This window comes from Methanolobus sp., assembly GCF_016278385.1.
Taxonomy (GTDB): domain Archaea; phylum Halobacteriota; class Methanosarcinia; order Methanosarcinales; family Methanosarcinaceae; genus Methanolobus.
On sequence record NZ_JADQBY010000018.1, the window covers coordinates 64,609 to 74,338 of the forward strand.

Genomic DNA, 9,730 nt, shown 5'->3' on the forward strand with positions numbered 1-9,730 from the left:
CATTCAAACCACGGTCACATCCATTCCTTTCGCTTCAGCCACAACCTCCGGATTGTAGTATGAGTATGCCTTGCTCTCCGATACGATAGCCTTCACCGGGAACAGTGCCTTGACCTGCATACTGAGGACCAGTTCCTCACCTGGCTGCATGTCATCGATATAGAGGATTACTTTTCTGCCTGCTATTTCGTAGCGGGTTATCAGGTTTTCTTCCTTGAGAGCTTCAAGGCTTGATGGCACCGGACTGAAACCTGTTGGAACTGCGAGATCCACAATCATCATGCCACTGGAAGTTATGCTGCCAGCGATGCCACGGATTCCGTTGTACTTCACACGAGCATTCACGGTAACTATGTCATTCACAGCAACATCTGTGGAATCGTACTCTACATCAAGCTCGATCTCATTCTGCTCGATGGCATCAGGCAGGATGACATTGAAACGCCTGACAAGCTGGAAGTTCAGGTCTCCTGTACCCTCCATTTCAAGCTTAAGTTCTGATGTACCTTCAGGAATCTCAATTATCTGAACTACATCGAAGTTCTGCTGGTTAACTTCCACCGACTTTATCTCAGTTCCGTCAGCAATCACGTGCACAGTGGCATCGATATCCCTGCCAGCAAAGGCTGCTGCACTCATCAGTGCCCTGAAAGCCATGACAGTATCCTGAGTACTGGAGAATCCTCCGTTGGAATTGCGCTGTGCAGATATCCATTTCAGTGAAGATATGGCAGTCGGGTTCTTAGCCTCGATAAGTGCAAGTGTAGCATATGCTGTGGTTTCCACATTCTTGCTGGATGGTACCAAGTAGCTGTATCCAATATCTTCGTATGGCATGGGCACTGCTCCATCCCCATAGCCCCAGTATGTGCCGTCATCATCCTGTTTTGAAATTGCTAACAGATCATTTAGAGCTTTATCAGCAAATGGGCTGTCAAGTTTCTGTAGTACAAGTGTACCTATTGCCAGCGCATAAGGATCATCCTGGCTTGCAAGATTATCCTCAAGATACTTCTGGGCATTTGCCATGACAACAGGACTTGCAGAACCATATTCATTCAGTGCAAGGGTTACGTATGATGTCAGTGCGTAGGTGCCACTGACACCGCCCATCATATCCTGGTGGATAACGAAACCGACCTGCTCCCATGAGCCATCCTCCTGCTGATAAGATTCTATCCAGTCCGCAGACTCTGAGAGAATATTCTCGTCAATGGTTGTTACATCCCTTGCACCACTGAACTGGGATAGCACGAAAGACGTCAGCCAGAGACTGCCGCTCTCATCACTCTCACCGAATGCTGAGAAAGAGCCATCATTGTGACGGTAGGTCAGTTCACGCTGATAGCCAGTGATTATGTACATCTCAGCCTTTGCCCTCACTTCCGGATTATCCTTTCCTGTTGCCTTCAGATAGCGCAATACCTCAACATCGGTGGAGAAGAGCATCATATTCTGTTCACCACATCCATAAGGCATACCAAGCAGGTCGTCCACTCCACTTATGCTCTGAGCCACGATGCTCGGGGTGAAACTCACAAGTACCTTCTCCGAATCAGGAACAATGTCTGCTGGCAGTGTGGCATCAAGTTCCACAGAACCGTTGCTGAGCACTCCGTTATCTACAAGTTCACGGGTTGCACCTTCTGCTTCTACAATGATATCTTTTCTGACTGCATCGGCTCTTTCTGTGGTCTGACCTGTTATCTCAATAATCTTTTTGCCAACCTCGGTAGGGCTTATTGTGAAACTGGCATATCCAACACCATTTGCATCCACTGTAACTGTCTGCACATCGTCACCAATAATATCGAACCAGTCTGCACCTGATAGTGTCAATTTGACATCCTGCTCTGTGTCAAGATAGTTGTAGACCTGCACCTGTACAGGGAATGTTTCTCCCCTTGTTACGGAATATGGCAGGTCCGGATCAACAAAGAAGTCCTGGAACACCGTGAGACTGGATTCAGAAATACCAATACCATCAGGACCTGATGATACTGCATGTAGCCTCCATGTGGTGATGCTGTCCGGTGCTGTCAGGTCAAGACTTGCAAGACCCGCATCATCTGTTAGCAGTTCAGGCATCCACACCCATGTTTCAGGGAAGAACTGGCGTACACGCTGCACTTCTGCGAGTTCTCCACCCTCTTCTTCAGGTATTGAGTCTGCAGAGTCAGTGGGTGCTTCCATCGTTGGCATTTCTGCAACCTCTTCCATTGCTTCATCTGCCACTACGAATTCACCTTTCACCATACCTCCTGCGAATCCATCCATTTCGAAATCATTAACTTCAGAACGGGGTACTTCAATACCTGGTGAAGCCATTACAACCATACCGGCATTATCAAGGGCATCATATGCTCCTTCCATGTACCAGTAAGGATGTGATTCTGACATGGGTTCCATGAAACGCTTTTCCAGCTCATCAAATACCTGCTTGAGATTGAGCCTGCCCTCACTGAGTGCATATACGGATTCATCTACAATGGAGAAACCTATCATGGACTTGCTGCCTGCATCAAAATCAACTGTCACATTGTCTCCAGGCTCAGCAGATTCTGTATCAAATGAACTGGTAAGGTCTACCTGTGCGGAGAATTCCACATCGAATGGAAGTACGTCCACTGATACCTCACTGTTTGGGTTGATCATGTAAGCAACAACCTTTGCCTGCGGACTCATCTGCGGTGTTACAGGTATGCTTATATCACTCTCGTCGCTTGTAGCAGAATACACTGTCCTGCCATTTGCAAATACATCATAAAAAACAGTTCCTGGATTTGTGGAGTAGACATGGAAAGAAATTATATCTCCTACTTCCGGAATTCCCTCACTTGTCTGAGTGATATGTATGAAACTGGCACTTGGTGAGTAGGCAGCATTGAGAGATTCACTTACCCAGGCATCATCAGCATAGGCTGCCATGTAAAGATTGGTACTGTCATTTGGAATGTCCAGTTCAAGCATGGCAACTCCACCATCCGTATTCAGGATAAACTCGTCATTTGTAGACTCATATGAATCATCCCTTATCCTGGTCTCTACTGTCACTTCAGTATCCACCGGATTACCTCCCGGATCCTTTGTTACAACAAGAACCTGCAATGGCATTCCCGGTTTAATGACACTGGACTCGGGTATAAGCTGAATTACAAGTGGAGCCTCGGATATTGTAAGTAGCTTGTTAGTGGTCTCGCTGTGGTTGCCTGTATCTGTGACAGTCACGTTAAGCATGAGACTCGCCTGCCCGCCTGCTCCATATGTTCCGGTTGCATATTCTACTTCAGGAAGCTCGAACTCTACGGAACCGTTCTCAAGTGTGCCGGAGAAAGTTGCATACTGCTCCCATTCACCCACATAGCGTGAAGCTTCAACAAGCACGTCTCCCTCAACTTCCTTACCAAAGAAATAATTGGCTGAAACCGTACCTGTAATCTCATCAGAAACAAGGAACCACTCATGTGGTGTTTCAAGTGAGACGTCGAACTTTGGAAGCACATATTTGTCCACCTGGAGGTCAACCATAGAGGAGGAATCACCTGCTTTTGCACTTATCTTCCATGTTCCCAAGTTCAATTCGGATGCAAGGGGAAGATTAAAAGATGCAACACCATATTCATTGGAATTTAGTTCTTCCTTGAAGACCTTGATGCCTTTTGCATCTGTTATCTCAACTGTGATGTTCTCCTGAACAGGTATAAGATTGTTGTTAAGGGAGAGAATTCTTCCATGTATCATCTGTCCAGGCTTGTAGATCGGCTTGTCAGTTTCAATGAAAAGAGGATTGTTCTTTACAACTTCCACGGTTGCCTTGAACTCAGTATCAAACCCTGAAGGTTTTGCGGTGAGCACATATGTACCTTCTTCAACGTCCGGCACTTCAAAAGAAGCTACAACATTTCCTGATTCAGAAGTTGATACCTGGACAAGAGGTATCTCATTGCTGTCCTCGTCAGTGAGCGTGTATTCCACGCAACGAGTCACCGGTTCATTATCGGAGAAAGCTGCCATTGTTATGGAGCTTTCCCCTCCTGAGAAGAGCATCTTCGGTGCCAGTATCAGGAACTCATCCCCTGATGAGGATACCTGTCCACTGCACGGACCGGCTATATTGGATGATAGTTCACCATCATTTCCAATACAACCTGAAATTAAAACTGCAAACAACGATACAATTACTATGAAAGATACTGATTTTTTTCCTGTTATGTTCACTTTTAACCACTCCAGAATAAGGGTATTTTGTTTCTTAGTAAAGAGTTTGGGAGTAGAACTGTATATACTTTGCTTAAACTTCAAAGATGTTCGAAGTTATGTGGAGTGGTTGTGAATGGTTTTGGAATCCTGTCTTTTTTGAAGATTATAATGATGTGTACACGCTAAAGAAATCAAAATTACACCAATTAATATATATTTAATTAATATATTATTTGTTAGCATGGATGAAATAATTCTTAACACAGTCCTTTTGATAGGAGTGGGTGCTTTAAACCTGTATTATGCTACAAAGTTTCTGAAAGACCTTGAGTATGCACAAAAATATGCTGAAACAAGTCCAAAAGCATTCCTCTGGAGAAAAGCATTTGGTGTTGAAAAAACAACTAAGATTATAAAACACATTTTTGCCCCTTTAGGAATCATACTTGGAGCAGGATTCATTCTCATGGGTATTTGGATATATTCCCTTAACTATATGTGAGGTTTTAGCACCTCATAATTTCATTTTTCTCACCAGTTTCTCCGTGATCTCTGCAACATGCCTGCCCTGAAACCTCGATTTTATAATCATGTATCCTTCACACCAATCACTCTCCGACCATATTAGTCAACTCAGTGATATTCACAGATTCACCATCTGACCTTTTAGCCATACCATCTTCAATTACTGTGAACTTACCCTGATAACCACCAGTAACAGTCATTTCTTCCCTCCCCGGAGTCCAGTTCAAAAAAAGCAGAACGTTTTCACCATGTTCAAATGAAGGACTATCTTCAACCCATATGGAATCGTTACCAACTGTCCCACCATCCACTGCTATTTGTAAGTCCCCAGTGTCCAATGGATTTTTGAGATATTTACTAACATGAATTCCAACATCAGTATAAATCATATCCTCTACTCCAATGTCCAGTTCACTATCAGACTTATCTGGTCTTTGCCCATCACGAGTGTTCCACCTGGATGGATAAGCACCTGTCACAGTTCCTTCAATAATAATATCAGACTGTGAAACCAGATATTCAATACTTAAAGATTCAACTATCCCCGAAATTTCAACATTCAACCCTTCATCACTTGGAACTGATTTAAAATTAGATGAAGATTCAATAAACTCCTCAATTTCTGCTAGGTCAATTGGATGATTAATTACATTATAAAATACCCTATCAACCTGTAAGGTATTAGTGTCCACAATACTGACCCGGGAAACATTACCAGAATCGGTATAGAAATAAAAAAAATATTTATATCCGTTCAAATCAGACTTTTCCGAAACTTTTTCCAATGAGTATTCATTCAGAATGGAAATTAGTTTCTCAATTTCAATTGTGTCGTCTATAGTGCTTGATTCTCTGCTCAACCCATTTCTTATCAAGACTTTGTTAATTTCAAATGCATCAATACCAGACAATGTTGTCATTGTTTTGATTTCATTCTGCTTGGAAACACATCCCGATAACATAACCGTGCTACACAAAACGAAGCAAAACATAAAATAAAGAAGATTTCTGTTCATTCAACTCTGCATCCAAATAGAGTACCATTTGTTATAAATTTATATATTACATGAAAAAACAGACTATGTTTTGAAGAGTTGGTGTTGTTGCATTAGAAAATCAGTTTAATCTACATAACCGTTATTTTGTCAATCCTGACAAAACGGTACCTTGATATTTTACATTCAACTCTATCCCCGATCTTCACTTTATTGAAGTCTTCACGATTGACAAAATAAGTCAGTGTTTCACCTTCGGTCACATCATTTTCCGTATCATCAGAACTTACCTGTATAGCAACATAGCAATTAATACAGATATAAATCCAATAGGTACAATTTCATATTTTACTTTATTATCCAGAGGAAGTATAACACAACCTGCTACAATCATTACTATTAACACGTATTGCTATAAACTTTTACATATCTATAAAATATTATGAGTGCAGATTCAATGATTCCTATTATAGACATATTGCACAAAATAAAGAGTTCAACTTTTTGTTCATCTTTGAATTAGCAACAACACGATAGTATTCACTCTCCAACCAGCTTCTTCGTGATCTCTGCAACATGCCTGCCCTGAAACCTTGCAATCCCAAGTTCGTTCTCACTTGGATGCCGCGTATTCGGACCACTGCCTGCAACCGTTGAAGCACCGTATGGACTGCCGCCTGTGATCTCAGTAAGAACAGATTGTCTTGTTTCAGAATACGGGACACCTACTATTATCATTCCATGATGCAGGAGGGTCGTGTGGAAACTCAATATCGTGGACTCCTGACCTCCGTGCTGGGTGCTGCTGGATGTGAATACACTACCCACTTTACCGATAAGGGCACCTTTTACCCAGATGCCTCCTGTCCTGTCAAGGAAAGCACGCATTTGTGCCGCCATCATCCCAAAACGTGTAGGCGTACCGAAGATGATGGCATCTGCTTCTGTAAGATTATCAATTGTTGCAACAGGGATGTGCTCAAAACTCTGTTTGGATTCTGTTGCCCCCATCTTTTCAACAATCTCAGGAGTGAAGGTTTCCTGAATCTGGAACAGACCAACATCTGCGCCCTCAACTTCCCTGGCACCTTCAGCCACTGCTTCAGCCATCTTGTAGTTGTGGCCGTACAAACTGTAAAAAATAACATTTATTTTCATAATCCTCACCTGTTTGAATAGCTATGATGTTAACGCTGACAACCTCTTATATGGTGAAACTACAGGATAAATAAGTTACCAGTTGCCAGGATGAAACATGACTTTAAATACTTGATGTTAGATATATATAATATAATGAGACTAATATCTAATATAATGTTAGAATTAGATATAGAGGGAATTGTATGGAAAAACTAGAAAAATATATCAAAATAAGTTATACACTGGCCTTCGTGCTCATCATGGCTGGAATTGTACTGGTTGCAATTTTCGAAGACTATCAACAAAGCGGCATCAGCCTGATAAATATCGGAGCCATCATCCTCTTTGTCACGTTCATTAGAGCAAAACGATATCGTAATGGGCCTGTGAAGGATGAAAGAACAATCAAGATAGGAGCTTATGGACTTTCATACTCCTGGCTGATCACATTCATTTTAATAGCCCTGCTGTTCTGGGTTGAGGAATTTGGAATAGCCCAAATGACAGTCAAACAAATACTGGCAGTCCTCATGTTCACAATGGTCGTTACCGCAAAGGGTATTCAATGGTACCTTTTCAGGAAAGGAATTGAAACATAAGTGCCTTTACCATAAGTATGTTTTATACATATAAATAAAAATTTAATTCCTCTGCTTTTATACTAAAGCGAAAACAAAAAAAGTACCGGAAAAAATGAATCCGGCAAAATTTATATATTGTCAATACCTAATCATAAAATGTTACGTTATGTTAGGTGATTGACGACATCTAATAGATGCACAATTGCATTAACGGATATGTACAGGGTTATTGCTCCAACAATTTCCCTTAACATTTCTTCTGTGATAATCTTTTTTCACCACCTTTAATATTGGTTACTTTATTTTATTGTTTTGAGGTTATATTAAGTATTTCTTTCAAAACTTTACACAATACTTTTTCTTTGCAGTAAAAAAGATTTAATCAAACCATGTTTACCTTCTGCAAGAAGTAATTGTATTCTCTTAGATATTTAATCTATCGAAAACAATTATAAGAATTTTCTTAGCATGAAATCCCCATAAATTAAATCTAACAATTTTATTATTTTGTTAGGTTTTTAGTCATAACGATTATTATTCATTATTCCACTGCTATCGATTTTAAAATGCTCTATTTATAAACAAAACAGTTTTATAGCAGTTGTTATATTTTTTTAATTGTGATAAAATGAATTATATGAAAAACAAAAAAGATAAGGCAACTAAAAAAGAAATAAAACATTATTCAAAAGAATGGCTCAAAATATTAGAACTGCAAAAAATATTATCTCTGCATAACCTTTCCGAGAAATATGAAGCATGGGTGACATTGTTATATTTCCCTGCATTACGTGTTTCCGAGGCTATCAATGTTCGTGTGAGAGATATAGACTTTGATAACAATTGTATCGAAATCTACAATGCAAAGGGTGTTTCAAATCATGACTTACGTAAAGCACATTTACCACAAGAAGCACAAAAGACTCTATCAAGGTATATAAAGAACAATAATCTGAAACCAAACGATTATATAATGTTTTCAAATAAAAGCATTCAGGTTTCACGTTCTCACGTTTATGTTGTAGTGAACCAATTATGCAAAGATGCCGGAATTGAGAAACGCATCGGTTGCCATACATTTCGAAGAAGCCGTGCCCAGAATTTACTTGATTCAGGTGTTCCTTTGATTAGTGTTTCAAGGTATCTCAGGCACAAAAATATCGAAACAACTATGCATTACCTGAATTATAGTATCGATGACCTGCAAAAAGAACTATTGAAGTACGATGAACCTTTTAAAATGGGGTTGTAATGAACCTATTATTACTCTCACAAGTATTTGTATCTGCATTATTCGGATGCATAAGTGTTGTAATCCTTGCTCGATGCTATGAGAGAGCAAAGGGTTGCTCAGGATGCCCTGTAACGAACGATAATCCATCTATTCGGGTGTTTGTATGGTTGAAAATAAATAGCTCATTACAAAAGATTGTAAACAGTTTCATATCATTGAACACTGCATTGTCACTTACTGAGGTTCCGGTCTGAGATTACAGGGTTTTACACAATACTATTGTAATGTGCAAGTACTCTTGTTATGCAGGTTAACAGAGTACTTAACTGTACATAATGCGCACAATGATTACCTAAGGTTACTCTCCATTACATGAAGACGAATGCTGAAGCAGATATATAATTTACTCTGAATGCTCATTTGGGGACTGATTGGGTGTGCGGAGGTCTATTAAAAATGTTAATAAACTCAAATTGTGACTACAATAGAAATAGTTCAATAGTAGCAAGTTCTTCTAAAGAATAGATATTTATGATAATTACTGGAAATGCATTTGATGAAAGTAATTTTAATTATAGAGATGAGTTCGTATCAAATGGAAAAAAAGCGATAAAACAATTTCCAATACTTTCTCGTATACTTACTGATTTTCCTGATTTTAAGAGAGAACATTACGACTCAAACATGTTTCTTTTTCTTGCTGCTACTTCAATATATGATGCTTTTTGTAGAGGACCTAACGCAATTTCTTTAGCTAGATTAAGAAAATATGAGGATTTACTAGAAGAGTTACAGATTGACAATTTTAAGAATGAGCCTATTTCAAAACGTCCCTTATACCTTTTTCCAGCATAACATAAAATATGAAATATCCAGTAGTCCCTCGAAAACAACATTAAGCCTTTCATATCTACTTGCTATTTTTCTGAATCCCATTTTCAACCATGCAAAGAAACGTTCTATTGTCCCTCTTTTACGATATGACTCATACTTGAATCTTGTAGGTCTTCCTCTTTTTGGATTTTTCTGATTCCTGATATTAACAGGAATGTTAC

10 protein-coding genes are annotated in these 9,730 nt (G+C 39.7%); 5 read left to right on the plus strand and 5 right to left on the minus strand.

Annotated features, from left to right (window positions below):
- Window positions 1–3: 3 nt before the first annotated feature.
- Window positions 4–4,218, minus strand: coding sequence for an alpha-2-macroglobulin family protein (locus QZZ23_RS08160; protein WP_292468705.1), 4,215 nt, complete (start codon window positions 4,216–4,218; stop codon window positions 4–6).
- 223 nt (window positions 4,219–4,441) lie between these two features.
- Here QZZ23_RS08160 and QZZ23_RS08165 point away from each other — a divergent pair, with 223 nt between their 5' ends.
- Window positions 4,442–4,702: a hypothetical protein gene (locus QZZ23_RS08165; RefSeq protein ID WP_292468707.1), complete on the plus strand. Its 261-nt coding sequence runs from the start codon at window positions 4,442–4,444 to the stop codon at window positions 4,700–4,702.
- 106 nt (window positions 4,703–4,808) lie between these two features.
- On the opposite strand, the gene QZZ23_RS08170 is transcribed toward QZZ23_RS08165, so the two are convergent.
- The 3 genes from QZZ23_RS08170 to wrbA all read right to left on the minus strand — a co-directional run bounded on the left by QZZ23_RS08170 (window position 4,809) and on the right by wrbA (window position 6,878).
- On the minus strand, window positions 4,809–5,636 hold the full coding sequence (locus tag QZZ23_RS08170) for a hypothetical protein (protein WP_292468709.1): 828 nt from the start codon (window positions 5,634–5,636) through the stop codon (window positions 4,809–4,811).
- 215 nt (window positions 5,637–5,851) lie between these two features.
- The gene (locus QZZ23_RS08175; RefSeq protein ID WP_292468711.1) at window positions 5,852–5,983 is read right to left on the minus strand and encodes a hypothetical protein; all 132 of its coding nucleotides are present in this window, start codon (window positions 5,981–5,983) and stop codon (window positions 5,852–5,854) included.
- A gap of 277 nt (window positions 5,984–6,260) precedes the next feature.
- Window positions 6,261–6,878, minus strand: a complete 618-nt coding sequence (wrbA, locus tag QZZ23_RS08180; RefSeq protein WP_292468713.1) for an NAD(P)H:quinone oxidoreductase — start codon at window positions 6,876–6,878, stop codon at window positions 6,261–6,263.
- Window positions 6,879–7,063: 185 nt separating this feature from the next.
- On the opposite strand from wrbA, the gene QZZ23_RS08185 reads away from it, so the two are divergent.
- The 4 genes from QZZ23_RS08185 (at window position 7,064) to QZZ23_RS08200 (ending at window position 9,530) form a co-directional block, all read left to right on the plus strand.
- Window positions 7,064–7,459, plus strand: coding sequence for a hypothetical protein (locus QZZ23_RS08185; RefSeq protein WP_292468715.1), 396 nt, complete (start codon window positions 7,064–7,066; stop codon window positions 7,457–7,459).
- Between the two features lie 619 nt (window positions 7,460–8,078).
- Window positions 8,079–8,693 carry a site-specific integrase gene (locus QZZ23_RS08190; protein WP_292468717.1) on the plus strand — a complete coding sequence of 205 codons (615 nt, stop codon included), beginning with the start codon at window positions 8,079–8,081 and terminating at the stop codon, window positions 8,691–8,693.
- On the plus strand, window positions 8,693–8,929 hold the full coding sequence (locus QZZ23_RS08195) for a hypothetical protein (RefSeq protein WP_292468719.1): 237 nt from the start codon (window positions 8,693–8,695) through the stop codon (window positions 8,927–8,929). The genes QZZ23_RS08190 and QZZ23_RS08195 overlap by 1 nt, the downstream gene beginning before the upstream one ends.
- A gap of 277 nt (window positions 8,930–9,206) precedes the next feature.
- On the plus strand, window positions 9,207–9,530 hold the full coding sequence (locus QZZ23_RS08200; protein WP_292468721.1) for a hypothetical protein: 324 nt from the start codon (window positions 9,207–9,209) through the stop codon (window positions 9,528–9,530).
- On the opposite strand, the gene QZZ23_RS08205 is transcribed toward QZZ23_RS08200, so the two are convergent.
- Window positions 9,510–9,730 (minus strand): transposase (locus tag QZZ23_RS08205; RefSeq protein ID WP_292468723.1); only part of this gene is annotated, 221 nt, incomplete at its 5' end. The genes QZZ23_RS08200 and QZZ23_RS08205 overlap by 21 nt on opposite strands.

Bases quoted from the DNA above. Each gene is read 5' to 3' on its own strand.
- QZZ23_RS08195 (WP_292468719.1), top strand. From the start codon at position 8,693: ATGAACCTATTATTACTCTCACAAGTATTTGTATCTGCATTATTCGGA.
- QZZ23_RS08190 (WP_292468717.1), top strand. From the start codon at position 8,079: ATGAAAAACAAAAAAGATAAGGCAACTAAAAAAGAAATAAAACATTAT.
- QZZ23_RS08200 (WP_292468721.1), top strand. From the start codon at position 9,207: ATGATAATTACTGGAAATGCATTTGATGAAAGTAATTTTAATTATAGA.
- wrbA (WP_292468713.1), bottom strand. From the start codon at position 6,878: ATGAAAATAAATGTTATTTTTTACAGTTTGTACGGCCACAACTACAAG.
- QZZ23_RS08185 (WP_292468715.1), top strand. From the start codon at position 7,064: ATGGAAAAACTAGAAAAATATATCAAAATAAGTTATACACTGGCCTTC.
- QZZ23_RS08165 (WP_292468707.1), top strand. From the start codon at position 4,442: ATGGATGAAATAATTCTTAACACAGTCCTTTTGATAGGAGTGGGTGCT.